Here is a 19,568-nt window from a genome sequence, read left to right as displayed (position 1 = left end):
TTAAACCTTTATTTAAAAATGCTACACTTATCACACGACCAACATTAGACAAAAATACAGAATTGTTATGACACCTGCTTGTAAACTATTGGAAAAAAATAAAATACAATTTTCTATTCATGAATATGAACATGATGTGAATGCAAAAAGTTTCGGGTTAGAAGCTGCAGAAAAACTCAACTTAAAGGTGGAAGAAGTTTTTAAAACATTAATGGTGACCGATGAAAAGAATTATTTCATTGCAATCTTACCTGTGCACCATCAACTTAATCTAAAAAAAGTGGCGACAGCAGTAGGCTGTAAGAAACTACAAATGGCGAATCCTAAAGATGCGGAGCGCTTAACAGGTTATCTTGTGGGGGGGATTAGTCCATTGGGGCAGAAGAAGCGACTAAAGACGGTTATTGATGCAACGGCGCAAACATTCAATAAAATTTATGTCAGTGGTGGGAAACGGGGACTGGATATTGGTCTTAATCCACAGGACCTCGCAAAATTACTGAGTGCTGAATTTTTTGATGTTTTAGACTAGAAAAATAATTTTTACAGACAATGTTTTTTATAAATTATTGTTATATCTATTTTTTTTAAGAATCTACAAAAGCAATTAGCAATTAAAAAGTTATCATTTTATTTAATGAGAATTATTATTATCTTTTTGTATCTTTATTAAGCTAAATTAATATTTAAAACAAATTAATTCAATAAATTAGATCGCATTTTTCAGGTTCTTTTATGGAATTGAAATAGTAAATGATAATAATTATCATTAGTTCTATCTTAATCGCAAACTCCCTTGTGCTTAAGATGTGTTTCAGGCCTAAAACATTTCGAAAAACAAATTAACTCTCTTGAAAGAGGATACCGTCAGATGCAATCACTTGCCAATCGGTTGGCGATGCAACATTTCGTCAATGCATATACGCAAGAAACTGGCAAAGGTCACTTGCTAGATAACAGTCAGCAAAGTCCACAACAACAAGCGTTTAGCCAAGGTTTGACGCTGTTATCAATCCCTATCCATTCTATTCAAGCGCAATGTAATTTCCCTTTATCTTATGTCAGTCGAGTCGGGCGACATCGTTTAGCAGATCTTCCACAAATTATTATCCATGGACAAGTCAAACCATTTAGTACTGTTGCAATTGTCGGGCTATTGCTTGAGGAATTGGTTTTTGAGTCCTCTATTCCATTAGATGCAGCTTCTTTGCTGGAGAAGTGGATTCAGAGTCGTGATGCATTACAACAGTTTTTAGCGCAGCGCGAAGCTGATTTCGACGACTTGGTAAAAGCAGGCCAGAATTTTATTGAAACCGAACAGGCACTGATTCTAGGGCATAGCATGCATCCAGCGCCGAAAAGTAGAACAGGTTTTGTACATGAAGACTGGTTAAAGTTTTCACCTGAACATAAAGGCAAGACGCAACTACATTATTGGCTGGTTCATCAGGACTATATCTCAGAAGGCAGCGCTACGGATGAAAGTATTTCAGCTCAATTAAAAACAGCGTTACAGTGGTATTTGTCTGAAAATGATCTCAATCTGCTCAAGACCCACACAGCATATAAATTACTCCCATTACATCCTTGGCAAGCCCGCTATTTGCAAAGTAAGCCTTGGTTTGAACGTTTAAAACAAACGGGACAGTTAATTGATGTTGGCTTACGAGGCTGGCAATTTTCTCCAACCACTTCGATCCGAACACTTGCGAGTTTTAATGCGCCGTGGATGGTAAAACCATCGCTTTCGGTGATGATTACCAACTCTATTCGAGTCAATTTAGCGAAAGAATGCCACCGTGGTGAACTCACTCATCGTCTATGGCACAGTGAATTTGGTCAGAATATTTTAAAGCATTGCCCAAGCTTAAAAGCAGTGAATGATCCAGCATGGATTGCTTTGAAAATTGATGATGAGGTTGTGAACGAAAGTATCTGTATTTTCCGCGATCAGCCATTCCATCCTCAACAGCAAGTCACTTGTATTGCATCCTTATGTCAGGATCATCCAAATAAACCTCTAAATCGTTTTAATGCTTTATTCGCAAAAATTGCAAAAGCACATCATGAAACCGATTTCTCAGAAATTGCTTTGGATTGGTTTAATCGTTTTCTCGAAGTCAGTTTGCAACCGTTGATGTATGTCTATCATCGCCATGGTATGGCATTTGAATCGCATCAGCAAAATGTGCTGTTGGAACTAGAGAATCATTTCCCAAAAAGCTTATGGCTACGTGATAACCAAGGTTTTTATTATATCGAAGAGTTCGCCACTGAAATTCTGCAAGCGCTGCCTGAGCTGAAAGAAAAAGCGTTTGCCGTCGGGCCTAAAGATTTCGTGGATGACCGTTTTAGTTATTATTTCTTTGGCAATACCTTGTTCGGCATTATCAATGCGATTGGTGCAACAGGCTATATTACTGAGGATGAATTACTTGGGCATCTAACAAGTTTCTTGCAGGAACAATTGCAGCAATATCCAGACAGTACTTTATTACAGGGATTATTGTTCAATGCAACCTTGCCTTATAAAGGTAATTTGCTCACACGTTTACATGAATTAGATGAGTTGATTGCGCCTGTCGAGAACCAATCTGTCTATGTCGAACTGCCAAATCCGCTGCGTATTTCACAGAAGGATGTCAGTTATGCTTGATTTTATTGGAATTGGTCTAGGGCCATTTAATCTGAGTCTGGCCAGCCTACTGCATAATAAAAGCACACTGAACTATGCAATTTTTGAGCAGAAAGCCCAGTTTGACTGGCATGCAGGAATGCAGTTACCCAATACGGTATTGCAAGTGCCGTTCATGGCGGATCTGGTCTCAATGGTTGATCCAACCAGCCCATTTAGCTTTTTGAATTATCTGCGCCATCAGCAACGTTTATATAAATTTTACTTTTTAGAACAACCGCATATTCCACGTTGTGAGTATAACCATTACTGTCAATGGGTTGCAGAACAACTTGATTGTATCGAATATCAATCTCGTGTTTTGAAGATCGAACCTCAAACCATTGGCTTTAAAGTTGTGGTGGAATCGGAGGGTGTTCAGCACAGTTATTTATGCCGTCATCTGGTTATCGGAAGCGGTAATGTGCCTTACTTGCCTGAATGCTTGGCCAAAGTGCAGCAACAGCAACCACAAAAATGTCTGCATTCTGCACAATATATGACGCATGCCGATACAGATTTACACGGCGATGTTGTGGTACTTGGTTCAGGACAATCCGCAGCCGAAGTCTTTATTGATCTGTTTGATGAGCAGCAAGATACAGCCAATCATCAGTTCGACCTACACTGGTTTACTCGTTCTCAGGGCTTCTTTCCAATGGAATATGCACCATTGGGGCTGGAACATTTTAGCCCAGACTATGCACAGCATTTTTATGCTTTGCCAGCTGAAAAGAAAGAGCAACAATTGCAGCAGCAGTCTTTGTTATACAAGGGCATTAGTGCAAAGACCATCCGTGAAATCTATCAAAAACTTTATCACCGTAGCATTGCGGGTCAAAGTTTGCAGACACATTTACATAGCCAATGTGATTTGAAAGATGCAGAAGTCTTAGATACGCAAAAAATTCGACTGCATTTCCAACATCGTGCCACGACACAGGCTTTCCATTTAGATTGTGATTTCCTGGTTGCTGCAACAGGTTACTTTACCCCTGATTTTGGTTTTATGCAGTTGCTGAAACCTTATATTGAATTTGATCATAAACAGCGTTGGCAAATCACTGAAGACTATCGTGTTGTACATCATCTAAATGGTCATATTTTTGTCCAGAATCAGGAAATGCATAGCCATGGGGTCGGTACACCAGACTTAGGGCTTGGCGCTTACCGTGCAGCGACGATTATTAACCAGTTGCTTGGTGAGTCGCTTTATGAACTCGATCAGCAGGCGCAGACCTTCCAGCATTTTGAGCTCAATCAGAATCCTAAAATCCAAATGGCAGATGACCAAGCACTTTCAGTCGAGGGTGTTTCTGAAAAAGCTGTGAGCCAAAACCAGTCTATTTTAAAGAAAACAGAACAGAGCACGATTACAACGCATGCAGGTAGTCGTTGTGCAAATACACGTACACAAACTGTGTCTGTACATTCAACTTATGAGAAATTGATATGAACTTTGCAACTTTAAAAATTAATCAGCAGCAATGGCGTGCCGCTGGACAGCGTCTCATTGAAATGGCGATTGCAGAGTTTCTATATGAAGAAATTATTGAAGTTAAAGCCTTATCAACAGGACGTTATCAGTTGGATTTAGGCAATCGTCATTATGAATTCCAAGGCCACCCATATTTGCTTGGACACTGGAATATTCAGGAAGGCTCAGTACGTGATGTAAGCAACGGTCAGCACAGTGATCAGCCTGCTTGGAATTTACATGAGTTTATTGTCGCAATGTCTGACAAGGCAAACGTAAAGCCTTTCACCAAAGCGTATTTGATTAAGGAAATGAATAATACTTGGTTGGCAGAAGCGCATTTATTTAATGAAGCGCGTTTACCAAGCACAGCCGTGCTGACTGAACCGCACTATAAAGTTGAAGGCATGCTACGTGGTCACCCTTGGTTGATTATGAGCAAAGGCCGCATGGGCTTTGGTTATGACGATTATTTAAGTGCTGCACCAGAGCTATCACCAGAAGTCAAAGTATTATGGTTGGCCGTACATCGTGATTTGGCTGAGTTCCGTAGTACAAAGCAGTGGGATGCTTGTGGTTTATATCAACATGAATTTGATGCTAATGAGCTGCAACAGTTCATCCAAATTTTGAAAGAAAAGAATTTAGATCCGCAAAATTACTTTTTGATTCCTGTACATGCTTGGCAATGGCATCAATGGCTGGTTCCAACTTATGCCAATGAAATTGTTGACCAAAAAATTATTGAGCTGAACATTAGCCAAGACAGCTATGTGCCAATGCAGTCTATTCGGACATTATGCAACACATCAAACCTACAACGTCATTACATTAAACTGCCTGTTAGTATTTTCAATACCGCTGTTTATCGTGGACTCCCATCAAAACGTAATCTTGCAGCCCCAGCTGTAACCGCGTGGTTAAAGCAAATCCATCAGCAAGATCAAGACTTACAAAAAACTGGCGTGATTTTCTTGGGTGAAGTGGCGAGCTTAACCATTCACCAACCTTGTTTTGACCGAATTGAAGGTGCACCTTATCAATTTAAAGAATTGTTTGGTTGCTTGTGGCGTGAAAGTGTCGATCGCTATGTTGATCCATCACAACAAGTGCTTTCTCAAGCAGCACTATTACACCGAGATATTTCAGGTCAATCGATCCTAAGTGTACTGATTCAAGCGTCTGGTTTGAGTCCTCTGGCTTGGTTAGCACAATTTGCTCAAGTCTGCCTCAGTCCGTTACTGCTTTGCCTGTATCGCTACGGCTTGGCTTTTTCACCGCATGGCGAAAATACCATGTTGGTACATGAAAATGGTGTGCCAAAAGCCTTGGTATTAAAAGACTTCATTGATGACATCAATTTAGTGGATGAAGATTTCCCTGAATTGGCTCAATTGCCATCTGAAGGCGGTTTGTTATTACGTCATGAAGCAACAGATTTAAGTCATTTCATTTTCACTGGGCTGTTCATGGTGCATTACCGTTATATCTGTAATGTGTTCTTACAAGATTATCCAGAATATTCAGAACTCGATTTCTGGCAGACCATTTCCAACACCATTGTTGCGTTTAACCAACAACATCCAGAACTGGCTGAACGAGCTGAAAAATTTGCCATGCTGCGCCCAACGTACACCAAAATTTGTTTAAACCGTGTTCGTTTATTTACCACCAGTTATAACGATGAAGCAGAGCGTCCTGTGCCTGTTTTCCTTGATCCAATTGCAAATCCCGTGAGCCCTGAAACATTGGCTGAATGGTCAGCTCAACAAGCTGAATCTAAAGCGGGTTAAGTCTTTTTCTAAATTTATAAAGGTTCGATATGAAAACTATTTCTCAGCAATTACCAGATTATTTTGAATACCACGAAGATGGCACACAATACTACTTACGCCAAGTGCAATACCCACAAGATATTCCTTTGCTACATCAATGGATGCATGAGCCACATGTCATTCCACAGTGGCAATTGAATAAGTCAGAACTGGATTTACAGGTTTACTTCGACAAGATGCTGGCGGATGACCATCAACGTTTATTGATTGTGGGTGTGGATGGCAAAGATGTGGGCTATACCGAGATCTATGAAGGTAAGCGTGATCGTTTAGGTCGTTATTACGAAGGTGATGACAATGATCTCGGTTGGCATTTGCTATTTGGTGATAAATCTGTGTTTGGTAAGGGCTTTTTACGTCCAACCATTCGTTTGCTCAGCTTCTATATTTTTGAACATTCACAAGCCAAGAAAATTGTGGGTGAGCCTGATCATACGGTTAAACCTTATGCCGCTGTGGTTGCAGAACTCTGCTACGAAACTCAACGTTTAATTCCTATGCCAGAAAAAACGGCAATGTTGTATTACTGCTTTAGAGAAACTTTTTATAACAAGTTTGGTGAATATTACCAAACGTCACAACAACAGCTAGCCAATCAGCCAGCCAAAATCCTGAGTGTTACATGAGCCTATCTATCAATGAGATGCACATCTTGGACATGCGCTTTGCCGAGCATGTCTCAGTGGCAGAATTTGAGCAATGGTTAATGCATATTCAACAATATTTCGAACAAAAAAGAAGTTTTGTGCTGATTATGCAAACCGAGCCAAACACTGAATTTCCAGAAGAATATCGGGTGATTCAGGGGAAATGGTACAAACAATATAAACAAGATTTTTACCAGTATTGTTTAGGCCTTGCCCGAATTGCCCAAGATGAGGCAGATCGTATTCGATTAGACACGCCAGCTTTGCAAAAAGCTTGGCATGTTCCTTATTTTGTCAGTTTAGAAAAGACCGCTGCCGTGCAATGGGCGATGCAGAGGTACTTATGAATCAACAAATAAAACCTGACCAAGATTTTCCAATCAAAACAGTCTCTGCACTGAGCTTATCTGTGGTGGTGGTGTTGTACCTTGCACATGCATTGCCGCTGTACTTTTACAATGTTGCCTTACCTGCAATTCTACGTCATCAAGGGGTCGATCTACGCTGGATTGGCATGTTGTCGCTGCTATATATCCCATGGGCATTTAAGTTTTTTTGGGCACCCTTAATTGATCGTTTCTATTTTAAGGCACTTGGAAAACGCAAAACTTGGCTTTTATTCACCCAAATAGCCTTGGTATTAGGTGTCGTTGCCTTGGCTTTGACACAATTCGATTATGGTCTAAGTGTATTTGTTATTGTCGGTTTATGGATTTCAACCTTTGCCGCAACCCAAGATATTGCGATTGATGGTTATACCGTCGAAACCTTTTCTGAATCCGAATACCGATTAGGCAGTATGGCACAAAGTATTGGCGTGGCGCTGGGCAGTATGATTGGTGGTGCTGCAACTTTGTGGCTTTATCAATTGTATGGTTGGCAAACAGCGCTGATTTGTTTAGCTGCAATGACAGCATTCACCATGCTTGCAGTGTTTCAAATTAAAGAAAAAACCAATACTGAAAAAATTGCCAAACAAGCGCCGAGTCTGATTCGAGCCTTTAAGCGCCCTGAGATGCTTTGGGCCTTGGCTTTGATTGTCTGTTATCGCGTAGTCGAAGCGCCAGCAATGGCCATGCTCAATCCGATGTTGATTGATCAAAAATGGTCATTGGCAGAGATTGGCGTACTGATGTCTGTGATTGGCGCGGGCATTGGGTTATTGGCAGCAGTGACAGCCGCATTCCTGTTAAAAAAAATTGCAGCAACACAATTACTGATTTGGGCTGGTTGGGCACGCAGTTTGGTCTATGCCTTACTGGGCATCGCGGTCTTACTCAGCTGGTTTAATCAGTGGCAAATGTTATTGGGGCTATTTGTTGTAGTTATTTTGGCGATTCGTTATATCGCGATGACTGCTTTATATGCGCACTTCATGCATACCAGCTCTAAGGAACAAGCTGGAACAGACTTCACCATTTTGGTCTGTTTTGAACTCCTGGTTTATTTCATTGGCGGTGCAATGTCTGGTTTCTTGGCCAAAGCATTTGGTTATGGAAATTTCTATCTCATTCTCGCAGCAGCATCTGTGTTGAGCGTCTTGCTCAGCCAAGTGTTAATCCACAAAGCAAAACAAACGAAACAACTCACCTAGGGGTAATTTATGAAAGTACGTTCACTTTCGACATCATTAACGCTGTTAAGCTTAGCAATCAGTACTCAGCTATATGCTCAAACAGTTGAAACAGATGCATCTGTTCAAACGACTGCTGCTGTTACAAGTCAGAAACCAACACAACTTGCACCTATTGTGGTGACAGCCTCGCGTTCAGCACAAAGTATTGCTGAAATTGCAGGTACGGTGTACCGCATTGAACAAGAAGATATTGCAAAACAAGCCGCTGCGGGTAAAAGCACAGCAGATATTTTAGGCTTATTAGTTCCATCGCTTACACCAAGCTCTGGTACAACCAGTAACTATGGAATGACCATGCGTGGTCGTACAGTCCAGTATATGATTGATGGTGTACCACAAACGGGTTCGCGTGATAGTTCACGTCAATTAAATAGTATTAGCCCTGATATGATTGAGCGTGTTGAAGTGGTCTCTGGTGCAAGTAGCATTTATGGCTCTGGTGCAACAGGCGGGATCATCAATATCATTACTAAAAAAGGGTCGACCGAGGGTGTTCATTTTGAATCAAAACTCGGTGTAACTTCAGGCGATAACTTTAAAAATGATGCCTTGGCTTATGAAGCATATCAATCTGCTGCATTTAAACAAGGGGACTGGAATGGTTTCTTAGGGGCAAGCTATACCAAGCGCGGTGAGATTCAAGACAGTCATGGCGATCGAATTGGACCTGAAGTTGCTCAGACTGACCGTCAAGATACGGAAACCATCGATGTCAATGGTCGCTTGGGATGGCAGTTTGCTGATAAGCAAAGTATTAGTATTGGTGCACAATATTATAATGATGAACAAGACAGTGACTATGGTGCAGACTATGGACCAGGCTTAGCTGTTTTACTTAGAGGTGCAAAACCAAGCCAGAAAGCAGTGAAAGGTTTGGAACTAGACAGTCAGCCAAGAACAAAACGTGCAGCTGTAAATGCGCAATATGAAAACCAAGATTTCTTTGGTCAGACTTTAAATGCAGAAGCTTACTATCGTACTGAAAAAGGTCGGTTTTATCCAAGTGCAAACTATTTAGCACATGCAGCCCATCCTCAAAAAGGGATGTATATTGTTACTCAATCGGAAACTGATATTGATGTATTTGGTGCGCGTTTAGCTTTACAAAGCAAATTAAACCTTGCGGAACGCGCTTTACATCTCACTTATGGTGTCGATTATGACAAAGAAAAAGGCAAGCAAACCGCACAGCTTTATGATCTAAATACTTTTATGAGTAGTAATGGTCTGAAGTTCAAACCATTAAATAATTATGGTTTTGGTCCAGATGTAGATACTGAGAAGTTAGGTTTCTTTTTACAGAGTCAATTTGAAGTCACTGATCGCTTAAATTTACAGGCAGGCGTGCGCCATGAGCGAATTGATAGCCAAGTGCAGGATTCTGTTCCTTATTCTGAAGCGATGATTGCAGATTTTATTCCAACATATAATCCAGTAACTTTAAAAGGTGGGTCGGTCAAGCATGATGCGACTTTATTTAACTTAGGGGCTGTTTATCATTTAACAGATGCTCAACAAGTCTTTGCCAATTTCTCTCAAGGTGCAAACTTGCCAGATGTACAACGTATGCTCAGAGACGTTCCAGCAAACTTTGTCGTAAGCAATCAAACCATTGATCCAATTAAAGTGAATAGTTTTGAGCTAGGTTGGCGTCTACAAGACAATGCTCTAACCACAGGGCTTACTGCGTTCTATAACAAGTCGGATAAATCTTTGAAATTTGGTCCACCAAACTTTGCAATCGAAGTGATTGATACCGATGAGCGTGTTTATGGGCTAGAAGGTAATGTGAAGTATGCGGTGACTGATGCATGGAATGTCGGTGGTACTTTGGCTTATACACGTGGTCAATTTAAAAATACCAGTGGCAAATGGCAAGAGTTAGATGCCATCCGTGTTGCACCCTTAAAAGGAACTGTCTATTCAGATTGGCAATTTAACGATGGTCTAGGTTTGCGTGTTCAAACCTTGGCAATTGGCGGTACAGACAAAGCGCGTAAAGAAGCCATTGAAAATGGTAGTCGCCCACCTGCTGAAATTAAAGGTTTTGCAGTTATGGATGTGATTGCCAATGCGAAAGCCGGTCCGGGTACTTTAGGATTTGGTGTTTATAACGTTTGGAATACTGATTATAAGTCTGTATATAGCCAAGCAGTTTCGACAGTGTATGGCGATATTTCTAGTCTAGCTGCACAAGGTCGTACTTATGGTTTGAGTTATACCCTCAAATACTAATCTAATCAAAAAGGCATCTGTTTTAGATGCCTTTTCTTTTGATGATTTTCATGATGAACAATAATTTAAAGTTTTTAGCGCTAGCTGCTTTGATCAATGGAACTTGTTTTTCCATGATTCTCCCTTTACTTGCCCCATTGACACGACAATTACATTTATCTGAATTCCAAGGTGGTGTGATTGTTTCAGCAGGGGCAATCTGTATGGCAATTGCCTCGATCTGGATTGCGAAAAAGAAAAATCAGCTATCTCCCAACCAACTCGTCAATTATGGCTTTTGGGGAATGACCTTTACTTGGGCTATTTTCACCTTGATTCTGTATTTTGGATCACAAGCGATTTTACCCACGTTATTGATTTTTATCTTACTGGTATTGAGTCGTGCTTCTACAGGTATTTTTATGGCTTTGCCACAAATTGGTCTGCAAAGCTATGTAATGACACATGCGAGTGAAGCCGCTGAACGTAGCAAGCAAATGGCGATGTTTGGTGCGATGAATAGTTTTGGGATGATTATCGGCCCGTTTGCAACCTCAGTTTTATTGTTTGGTGGTTTACTTTTCCCAATGTGGATTGCTGTGGCTTTACTTGGCTTAGTCAGTATTGCACTCGGCATCCTGTTTAGTAAAAGTCCGCAAGTTCAGGCTGAGTCATTCAATCCGCAACAAGATAAAGATAATGCACGAGCGAATGAGCCAATTCTGAAGCAAAGTCTGATCTGGTTAACTCTAGGTTTTGTCACTTATGTTGCAATTGTGACTTTAAATATGACGGCAGGTTTTTATATTCAGGATAAGTTTTATCTCAGTAGCCAACAGAGTGCAGTTTATTTTTCTCAATGCATGTTGGTCGTTGGCATTTGTCTAGTACTGACCCAACTTTTAATCGTGAAAGTGTTTAAACTCAAATTAAATAGTTTGGTGATTATTGGTTTAGTCACAATGTGTTTTGGTCTATTACTTTCACTCTACGCACCTACAATTTTTGTATTTCAGGCAAGTTATATTTTTTATGGTATTTCTGTGGCGTGTTTATTACCTGCATTTACCACAGGTGCTGCTCAAGCCGTATCCCAGCAATCACAGGTTAAGATGGCAAGTTTTTGTACGGCAACACAGGCATTGGGTTTAATTGTTGGCCCCTTACTCAGTACATTCCTGTACCGCTTTAATACCCATTTCCCATTCTATCTATTACTGTTTTTAACCATGTCGATTGGCCTTTATTTTAGTTGGATGTTGATTCGAAAAGAGGATGAAACCGCATTGCTATTTGATGAATAAAAGGGATTTTGGCTAAAAATGACTCATCTTTTTCCTCATAATGCAAGTATTCCGACTGTTTCAGTCATATATTGCTATGATGAGTCGCCTTTGTGTTTATTTTTTGATCAAATTTATTTCATTTATTGACGTTTTGGATTTTAACGGGATTTTTTATGTACCCTATAAAACGTCATAACAAGATAGATAAAGGAGTAAAGATGCTTATTTTTCATGATTATCCTGTTCAAGGAGCACTTTTTGACATGGATGGAACAATGTTTGATACCGAGCGCTTACGCTTTCAGACATTGAAACAGGCATCAAAAGAGCTGATTGGACAGGAATTTTCTGATGAATATTTGATGCAGTGTCTCGGCTTAAGTGCCAAAGCATCGGAGCAACTGGCACAAAAGTTTTATGGTACAGATGTTCCTTATACTGCCATTCGCAAACGTGCAGATGAGGTGGAATTGGAGTCTGTACGTAAAAATGGTGTGCCGATTAAAAAAGGTTTGGTTCAAGTTTTAGAACGTTTAAGAAAGTCTGGTCTAAAAATGGCAGTTGCGACCTCAAGTCGTCGAGCAATTGCAGAAGAATATCTAATTAATGCCAATGTTTATAAATTTTTTGATTTGTTGGTCTGTGGGGATGAAGTTGAAAAAGGAAAACCACATCCAGAAATCTTTTTAAAAGCGGCGCAGAAGCTAAATTTACAACCGCAACAATGTTTAATGTTTGAAGATTCGGAAAACGGGATTTGTTCAGCCTATGATGCTGGCGGTATCACGATTTTATTCAAAGATATTAAAGAACCCAATGATCATATGCTCTCTAAAGCAAATTTTTACTATCAGGACATGTATGAGTGCCTGAATGCTTTGGATCAATATGTCCCTGAAATGGGTATGCCACAATTACAAGAATTATTTCCGCAAAGTGTCAATCAATTGACTGTTGGGATTCATGGCTTTGGTGCCATTGGTGGGGGATATGTAGCACAGATCTTGTCCTATTGGGATGGTTACACACGCCCAAAACGGATTCTGGCATCAACCCGAAATCGTCTTTATTTGGAATCCGTGAACAGTTTTGGCAGCTATAGTATTCGATATGGTCAGTCTTCCTATGATGAGCGTATTGATAATCTCACTGTGATTGATGCTGACAATGAACAGCAGATGTTAGAGATGTATATGCAATCTAGCCTGATCGCACTGTGTTTGCCAGAACAGGCAATTGAGTCCGAGGCGAAAACGATTGCGAAGGGACTATTGGCCCGTTTTATGTCAGCTGATGCAGACAACAATGAGCCGATTACTTTTTTGATTATTCTGAATAAAGTGTGCGCAAAGTATTTGGTCTTAAAACATATCCGTGAAGCCTTACTTTCTATGACGGATGAAGATATTGCAGAACATATTTTAAGTGAACATTATTTTTGCGATACCGTGGTCAATCGAATGGTGTCAAAACTGACGGATCAAGCCTTATATCGTCAGCTCAATATCAAGCACAATTTATTTAAACAATATCAAAATGATCTCAATCCAGAAACGATTGAACTTACAGAGGAAACCGCCCTCACTGAAAAGCAAGAACAGCAGATTACTCATTGTTTAGAAGACATGCGTGGGCAGTTTCAAACAGGGCAATTCTTACAAAATATGGACTTGATCCTATTCCATAGTGAAATGGATATGCCGATTTACGTGGAAAATCGCAGTCCATTGTTGAGCAAAATGCGCCAAATGATTTTGGTGGATCAGATTTCTGAGATTCAAATCATTAAAAATCGACTATGGAATGGATGTCATGCCATGTTAGCGTGGTATGCCAGTGCACTTGGACATGAAACCATTGGTATCGCCATGGCCGATTCCAAAATCATGAAATATGTAGAGCAGGTGGTCAACGAAGTTAAATTGGGTTTGGCTAATATGATTCCCAACCAAGCCAAAGAACTGGATCGGATGGCGGAAAGTTTTCTGCATTCTTGCCGAGCCGCCTATAAAGATCCATGTGAGCGTGTAGCTCGTGATCCGCTTAGAAAACTCAATCTGAATGAGCGTGTTTTAGGCAGTTTAGAATCTCATGTGCAGCAACAACTTCCTTACCAGAAGTTAATGCAAGGTGCAATTTATGGCTATGCTTATGCGCTGAAAATGCTTGAGCTGGACGAGATTAAGATTGTAAAACATGTCCAGACCAATATTGAGCATATGGACATTACTGAAAATCAGAAGAAAGCCTTATTAAACCAGCTCTATCACGGAATTCAGGCGCAACTCAATGATAATGCATTCATGTCACAGTTGGAGGAATTGAAACCTCTAACTGTATAAGCGGCAATGATCACGGTGAAAGTACCTTAACTTCTATCTGGGTTTATGTTTGAATAACACAACTTTATCTATGATGCTGAAGTTGTGTTATTACAAGCAGACACCCAGTTGATTGCGACCGCAATACGCGATTATCCTGAATGGCACAAGGGTCGCTCAGATTATGGGCTTTGGTATATAGAGATTGATCAACCTGAATTGATTCAATATTTAGATGAAATCCAGGCACAATTTTCAGATCTATTACTTCCTGCACAGCAACGCCAATATCACATTACTTTATTTGTGTGTGGTTTCTTGCAGCCTGCTGTCAAGCAATACGACGATGATTTTCAGATTCAACAATTACAGCAGCAGATTAAGCAGATTGAAGCATTACAGCTCACAGCTTTTGAGCTGGAAATCACACAGATCGATAGCTTTAGTAGTGCTTTGTTCCTACAGATTAAAGATCAGCAGGGTGTACTAACCCAAATTCGGCAGCAATTTGCCCATGTATCTGAAGAGATCGCAGCACTTGAATATTGTCCGCATATTACTTTAGGTTTGTATGATGAAGCTTGGCCGAGTGATAGGGTATTGCAGCGGATACAACAGCTTCCGTTAAAAACCATGAAGATTCAGGTCAAAAAACTGACTTTCGGCTATTATAAGGCACAGATTTTACAAGGATTACTGTATCCTTATCAGCAAATTGAACTAGGTTAGATATGTTGCAACTAATTTTAGGTGGGGCCCGCTCAGGTAAAAGTCGTTTGGCAGAACAAACCGCCAAAGAGACAGGTTTATCGGTCATTTATATTGCAACGGCGCAGGCCTTAGATGCAGAAATGCAGCAGCGTATTACGCATCATCAACAGCAACGTCCAGCCCATTGGCAAGTGTTTGAAGAACCGATTTATCTTGCCGACCGGCTTTTACAATTGGATCAGCCTGATCAGCTGATTTTGGTCGATTGCTTAACCTTGTGGCTGAGTAATCTTTTATTGGCTGAAGACCCAGCCTTGCAACAACAACAGATGCAAAAACTATTTGAAGTCTTACCGCAACTACACTCTCAAATTATTTTGGTCAGTAATGAAACTGGACTTGGAGTGGTACCGATGGGAGAAATCAGCCGTTGTTTTGTCGATGAAGCAGGGCGTTTGCATCAGACCTTGGGGCAACTTGCCAATAAAGTCATGTTTTGTGTCGCAGGCTTTCCAATGATTTTAAAAGATGAGAAATAACATGACTGAACAAGCACAATGGTTTTTAGCTGCAGTACAACAACCAGATTTAGATGCCAAACAACAAGCTGAACAACGTCAACTGCAATTGACCAAACCTACAGGGGCTTTAGGGCAACTTGAGCAGCTAGCCATTCAATTGGCGAGCTTACAGGGCACAGTACATCCTCAAATTCAACAACCTTGGATTACGATTTTTGCAGGCGATCATGGGGTGGTTGCAGAAAATATTTCGGCTTATCCGCAAGCCGTGACCCGTCAAATGCTGCAAAATTTTGCCTCAGGTGGTGCAGCTATTAGTGTGATTGCCAAACATCATCATGCACATTTACAGGTTGTGGATTGTGGAACTGTAGGTGAGGCCTATGATTATGTAGGGGTTGAGCGCCATTGCATTCGTGCAGGTACAGCCAATTTCGCTCAACAAGCTGCAATGACGGAGCAAGAATGCTTAGCAGCTTTGCAATTGGGTAAAGACAGCGTTGATCGCGCCAAAGCACAAGCTGCTGATATTTTTATTGCAGGTGAAATGGGGATTGGTAATACCTGTTCAGCTTCAGCACTGGCGTGTTTATTGTTGAATGAAGATGCCGCACAACTGACCGGTGTGGGAACAGGGATTAATAATCAACAGCTGCAACATAAAATCTCTGTCATTGATCAGGCAGTGAAACAACATCAAGCAGCTGTTGCTGACGATGCTTTAAAAATCTTGGCTGCTGTTGGTGGTTTGGAAATTGCTGCAATGACGGGTGCCTATATTCGCTGTGCACAACTTGGTTTGCCAATCGTGGTGGATGGTTTTATTAGCTCGGTTGCCGCTTTATGTGCGGTACGCATTCAGCCCCACAGTCGTGCATGGATGCTGTTTGGGCATCAATCGGCTGAATATGGCCATCATCGTGTGCTAAAAGCCCTAGAGGCTCAGCCTATTTTAAATATGAATTTGCGTCTTGGTGAAGGTAGTGGTGCAGGAGCTGCATTGTCGATGCTGCAACTGGCTTGTGTGTTGCATAACCAAATGGCCACCTTTGCTGAAGCTGCTGTGACAGGTGATAAAGTTGCACCTTGATTTGCTGCGGCACGGTGAAACCACACTGAGCCATACTTTGCGTGGGCATCTCGATGATGCCTTGACTGAACACGGTTGGTTGCAAATGCAATCCACCGTTCAACAGCAGCTTGATGCTCAGGTACACTGGGATGTGATCATCAGCTCGCCCTTGCAACGCTGCCAAAACTTTGCGGCCGCATTAGCCAAACAACTCGAATTGCCCTTACTACTCAATGTTGAAATCAAGGAAATGTATTTTGGTGATTGGGAAGGTGTTGCGACTCAAACTATTTATGAAACAGCACCTGAATTATTGGCAAATTTCTGGCAATTCCCAACTCGATATCATGCGCCGAATGGAGAGTCGTTGAATCAATTTCAACAGCGTGTCATGCACGGTTTTACTGAAATTTATGTTCAAATGCAGCAACATAACTGGAATAGAGCATTGATTGTGACGCATGGTGGGGTGATTAAGTTGCTGACCTGTTTGGCACGTCAGCACAAACTAGATGAACTATTAACCATGCCCGCAGAGTTAGGAACGTTATATGCTTTAAAGCTAACTCAAGTTGACAATCAAATTCACTTTTCTGAAATGACAGCAACTTAGTAGTCATAAAATCTTATTCTGTTTCCAGTATTTGCTTGGGTCATGTAATCGAATTGTCATTGCGACTGCCTATGATACATGGCATTTCTTGACCTATAAGCAAATCATTCATGAATATATTATTGAAAAGCAGTGTGTTATGCGCGAGCATTGTATTAGCGGCATGTAATAACGACGATCACTCAGAATCGCAAACAACCCCTGAAAATAACGCTGAATCAAAATATTATCAGACTAAAACTCCATACCAACCACAACAAGATTTCAAAAAATATGAAGCCATTCCGCAAGGCTTTCAGCCTGTATTTACAGAACTGGTTGCACGTCATGGCTCACGCGGTTTATCCAGTATTAAATATGATTTAGCGCTGTATAACCTTTGGAAACAAGCCAAAGCTGAACATGCACTCACACCTTTAGGCGAAAAGCTGGGAGCAGATTTAGAAAGCATGATGAAAGCCAATATTCTTTTGGGTTATGGTGTGGATGGCATTCGTCAGTTTGGCTATGGCAATGAAACGATGCAAGGTATTCAGGAGCATCGTGGTATTGCTGATCGCTTATTACAACGCTTACCAAATCTGTTTAAAACCGCAGCACAACAACCGACATCAATTTTAGTGCAAAGTTCGGGTGTAGACCGTGCGGTAGATAGCGCCAAGTTTTTTACTGCTGAATTGATTCAACAGCAACCGCAATTAAAGGCACACATCACCCCAATTTCATACACCAGTTTAGCTAGTAGTAGTGTGCCAACGATTGAAGATGGTGGGGTGGATCGTTTTAAGCTTTATTTTCATAGTTTGAATAAAGATCAAGATTTAGCACAGCCTTTATCAGGACAACAACAGGCAATTTACGATGCCAGCCAAGCCTATCAGCATTTTGAAGAAGAGGATGCAGGTCTGGTCAATAAGTTAAATGAACTTGCGAAAAATAGTCGTGCTGAACAAGTGGCAAAGAGCGTATTGAATCCACTGTTCAAAACAGAATTTATTCAAAAGTTGGGAACCACGGGCTATGTATTTAGCAATACTGGTTCATATAGCGTCACTTCGCCTAAAGGTGAAACCATCACTGAAAAAGGTAAGGGTAAAAACAGTATTGCCAGTGCTGTGGATGCTGCGGCCTATGTCTATGAGTTATATTCAATATCAGGCGGTATGAAAACTGAATTGAAGGGTGTGAATTTTGATCAGTATATGCCTGTAGATGCTGCAAAATTTTATGCTGAATTTAACGATGCCAATGATTTTTATAGCAAAGGGCCAAGTTTTACCGAATCGAAGAACGTCACCAGTGCAATTGCTCAAGGCCTAAAGCAGGACTTATTTAAACAAGTCGATGCGATTGTAGATCAGCAGCAAGCACATCGTGCGGTATTACGTTTTGCCCATGCCGAAATTATCATTCCATTGGCGACCAGTTTAGAGTTGCACAATATGATGCAACCTTTGCCTTTACGTCAAACCTATAGCTACAACAGCAGCACTTGGCGAGGTGAGGTGGTGTCACCCATGGCAGCGAATCTACAGTGGGATATCTATCAAGACAAGCAAGGCACAACCTTGGTAAAAATGTTCTATAACGAGAAAGAAACGTTGTTTAAGTCGAGTTGTAACTACGCACGTTATAGTACGAACAGTTTTTATTATGATTATTTGAAGCTTAAACAATGTTATCAAATTCAATAAACTAAGATATTCAGTCTTTTCATTTGGGAATAGCTTGCTATTCCCAATTTTATTTCTTCATAATCCATGCATGATAAACCCGTTGTCATTGAGAGGTTGCATGACACCTTTTTGGATTGCCTTGCAGTTTTTGACTGTTTTACCAATTGAACTCAAAACGATGCCAAGCGCAAAACAGAATGGTCAGGCCATGCTGTTTTATCCTTTGGTGGGTTTATTGCTTGGGTTGATTTTGTTTGCATCTGCCATGTTATTGGCAAAGCTTCCGATCATCTTGAGTGCGGCAGTGATTCTCGTACTCTGGATTTGGCTGACAGGTGGATTACATCTGGATGGTTTAGCGGATACAGCCGACGCATGGGTCGGTGGATTTGGTGATCCTGAACGAACCTTGAAAATCATGAAGGACCCTGCATGTGGTCCAATCGGGGTGCTGAGTTTAGTTGTCGTCTGCTTGCTGAAATTTGTGGCCTTATACGTTTTGCTTGAACAACAAATGGCTGTTTTTTTAATCGTCTTGCCTATGCTTGGGCGCAGTGTGCCACTGTTTTTATTCCTTACTACGCCTTATGTACGTGCTCAAGGCTTAGGCCGTTCTATGACAGATTTTATGCCTAAAAAACAACTTTGGATGGTTTTTGTCATTACAATAGCATTGCTTTGTATGTTTAAATGGCTTGGATTAATTGCCTTACTGGTTTTTTTAGTGCTGCTTTTTTATATGCGATCATTATTTATTAAAAGAATTGGCGGGATTACTGGGGATACTATAGGTGCTGCAATTGAGCTGGCTGAAACTGGCGTGCTTCTCAGTGCTGTGATTGCTTCGTTCTATATCATTTAAAAAAATTGATCACTTGGATTGGC

At 40.8% G+C, this 19,568-nt stretch carries 16 protein-coding genes; all 16 read left to right on the top strand.

What is annotated here, in order from left to right; all coding sequences use genetic code 11:
- Positions 1–67: 67 nt before the first annotated feature.
- Complete coding sequence (ybaK, locus tag WA352_RS17935; protein ID WP_005315694.1) at positions 68–532, top strand: Cys-tRNA(Pro) deacylase; 465 nt, start codon at positions 68–70, stop codon at positions 530–532.
- Between the two features lie 339 nt (positions 533–871).
- The gene (locus tag WA352_RS17930; RefSeq protein WP_033133082.1) at positions 872–2,656 is read left to right on the top strand and encodes an IucA/IucC family protein; all 1,785 of its coding nucleotides are present in this window, start codon (positions 872–874) and stop codon (positions 2,654–2,656) included.
- Positions 2,649–4,130: a lysine N(6)-hydroxylase/L-ornithine N(5)-oxygenase family protein gene (locus tag WA352_RS17925; RefSeq protein ID WP_033133083.1), complete on the top strand. Its 1,482-nt coding sequence runs from the start codon at positions 2,649–2,651 to the stop codon at positions 4,128–4,130. The genes WA352_RS17930 and WA352_RS17925 overlap by 8 nt, the downstream gene beginning before the upstream one ends.
- A complete protein-coding gene (locus tag WA352_RS17920; RefSeq protein WP_005315685.1) occupies positions 4,127–5,944 on the top strand; it encodes an IucA/IucC family protein in 1,818 nt (605 codons plus the stop codon). Before WA352_RS17925 ends, WA352_RS17920 begins: the two co-directional genes overlap by 4 nt.
- 29 nt (positions 5,945–5,973) lie before the next feature.
- A complete protein-coding gene (gene acbD, locus WA352_RS17915) occupies positions 5,974–6,612 on the top strand; it encodes an acinetoferrin biosynthesis acetyltransferase AcbD (protein ID WP_004807319.1) in 639 nt (212 codons plus the stop codon).
- The gene (locus WA352_RS17910) at positions 6,609–6,980 is read left to right on the top strand and encodes a hypothetical protein (RefSeq protein WP_033133084.1); all 372 of its coding nucleotides are present in this window, start codon (positions 6,609–6,611) and stop codon (positions 6,978–6,980) included. Before acbD ends, WA352_RS17910 begins: the two co-directional genes overlap by 4 nt.
- Entirely contained in the window at positions 6,977–8,227 is a 1,251-nt protein-coding gene (locus WA352_RS17905; protein WP_033133085.1) for an MFS transporter, read from the top strand. Before WA352_RS17910 ends, WA352_RS17905 begins: the two co-directional genes overlap by 4 nt.
- Before the next feature lie 9 nt (positions 8,228–8,236).
- The gene (locus tag WA352_RS17900) at positions 8,237–10,504 is read left to right on the top strand and encodes a TonB-dependent receptor (RefSeq protein ID WP_004807313.1); all 2,268 of its coding nucleotides are present in this window, start codon (positions 8,237–8,239) and stop codon (positions 10,502–10,504) included.
- Positions 10,505–10,530: 26 nt separating this feature from the next.
- Positions 10,531–11,787, top strand: coding sequence for an MFS transporter (locus tag WA352_RS17895; protein ID WP_033133086.1), 1,257 nt, complete (start codon positions 10,531–10,533; stop codon positions 11,785–11,787).
- Between the two features lie 200 nt (positions 11,788–11,987).
- Positions 11,988–14,111 (top strand): bifunctional mannitol-1-phosphate dehydrogenase/phosphatase, encoded by a 2,124-nt coding sequence (mtlD, locus tag WA352_RS17890; RefSeq protein ID WP_033133087.1) that lies wholly within the window; start codon positions 11,988–11,990, stop codon positions 14,109–14,111.
- An 84-nt stretch (positions 14,112–14,195) separates the two neighbouring features.
- Positions 14,196–14,819, top strand: coding sequence for a 2'-5' RNA ligase family protein (locus WA352_RS17885; RefSeq protein ID WP_033133088.1), 624 nt, complete (start codon positions 14,196–14,198; stop codon positions 14,817–14,819).
- Between the two features lie 2 nt (positions 14,820–14,821).
- The gene (gene cobU, locus WA352_RS17880; protein WP_033133089.1) at positions 14,822–15,340 is read left to right on the top strand and encodes a bifunctional adenosylcobinamide kinase/adenosylcobinamide-phosphate guanylyltransferase; all 519 of its coding nucleotides are present in this window, start codon (positions 14,822–14,824) and stop codon (positions 15,338–15,340) included.
- A gap of 1 nt (position 15,341) precedes the next feature.
- The gene (gene cobT / locus WA352_RS17875) at positions 15,342–16,412 is read left to right on the top strand and encodes a nicotinate-nucleotide--dimethylbenzimidazole phosphoribosyltransferase (RefSeq protein WP_033133090.1); all 1,071 of its coding nucleotides are present in this window, start codon (positions 15,342–15,344) and stop codon (positions 16,410–16,412) included.
- The gene (locus tag WA352_RS17870; RefSeq protein WP_033133091.1) at positions 16,402–17,007 is read left to right on the top strand and encodes a histidine phosphatase family protein; all 606 of its coding nucleotides are present in this window, start codon (positions 16,402–16,404) and stop codon (positions 17,005–17,007) included. Before cobT ends, WA352_RS17870 begins: the two co-directional genes overlap by 11 nt.
- Before the next feature lie 110 nt (positions 17,008–17,117).
- Positions 17,118–18,701, top strand: coding sequence for a histidine-type phosphatase (locus WA352_RS17865; RefSeq protein ID WP_033133092.1), 1,584 nt, complete (start codon positions 17,118–17,120; stop codon positions 18,699–18,701).
- 100 nt (positions 18,702–18,801) lie between these two features.
- The gene (locus tag WA352_RS17860; RefSeq protein WP_033133093.1) at positions 18,802–19,545 is read left to right on the top strand and encodes an adenosylcobinamide-GDP ribazoletransferase; all 744 of its coding nucleotides are present in this window, start codon (positions 18,802–18,804) and stop codon (positions 19,543–19,545) included.
- The last annotated feature ends 23 nt before the right edge of the window (positions 19,546–19,568 follow it).

Origin of the sequence: Acinetobacter sp. 102 (assembly GCF_037028485.1) — a bacterium.
Classification (GTDB): Bacteria; Pseudomonadota; Gammaproteobacteria; order Pseudomonadales; family Moraxellaceae; genus Acinetobacter; species Acinetobacter higginsii.
The sequence above is the reverse complement of the archived record's forward strand: the minus strand, read 5'-3'. Positions and strand labels throughout refer to the sequence as shown.

Excerpts from the sequence above, each read along its gene's own strand:
- ybaK (WP_005315694.1), top strand. The coding sequence starts at position 68 with ATGACACCTGCTTGTAAACTATTGGAAAAAAATAAAATACAATTTTCT.
- WA352_RS17930 (WP_033133082.1), top strand. The coding sequence starts at position 872 with ATGCAATCACTTGCCAATCGGTTGGCGATGCAACATTTCGTCAATGCA.
- WA352_RS17925 (WP_033133083.1), top strand. The coding sequence starts at position 2,649 with ATGCTTGATTTTATTGGAATTGGTCTAGGGCCATTTAATCTGAGTCTG.
- WA352_RS17920 (WP_005315685.1), top strand. The coding sequence starts at position 4,127 with ATGAACTTTGCAACTTTAAAAATTAATCAGCAGCAATGGCGTGCCGCT.
- acbD (WP_004807319.1), top strand. The coding sequence starts at position 5,974 with ATGAAAACTATTTCTCAGCAATTACCAGATTATTTTGAATACCACGAA.
- WA352_RS17910 (WP_033133084.1), top strand. The coding sequence starts at position 6,609 with ATGAGCCTATCTATCAATGAGATGCACATCTTGGACATGCGCTTTGCC.
- WA352_RS17905 (WP_033133085.1), top strand. The coding sequence starts at position 6,977 with ATGAATCAACAAATAAAACCTGACCAAGATTTTCCAATCAAAACAGTC.
- WA352_RS17900 (WP_004807313.1), top strand. The coding sequence starts at position 8,237 with ATGAAAGTACGTTCACTTTCGACATCATTAACGCTGTTAAGCTTAGCA.
- WA352_RS17895 (WP_033133086.1), top strand. The coding sequence starts at position 10,531 with ATGCCTTTTCTTTTGATGATTTTCATGATGAACAATAATTTAAAGTTT.
- mtlD (WP_033133087.1), top strand. The coding sequence starts at position 11,988 with ATGCTTATTTTTCATGATTATCCTGTTCAAGGAGCACTTTTTGACATG.
- cobU (WP_033133089.1), top strand. The coding sequence starts at position 14,822 with ATGTTGCAACTAATTTTAGGTGGGGCCCGCTCAGGTAAAAGTCGTTTG.
- cobT (WP_033133090.1), top strand. The coding sequence starts at position 15,342 with ATGACTGAACAAGCACAATGGTTTTTAGCTGCAGTACAACAACCAGAT.
- WA352_RS17865 (WP_033133092.1), top strand. The coding sequence starts at position 17,118 with ATGAATATATTATTGAAAAGCAGTGTGTTATGCGCGAGCATTGTATTA.
- WA352_RS17860 (WP_033133093.1), top strand. The coding sequence starts at position 18,802 with ATGACACCTTTTTGGATTGCCTTGCAGTTTTTGACTGTTTTACCAATT.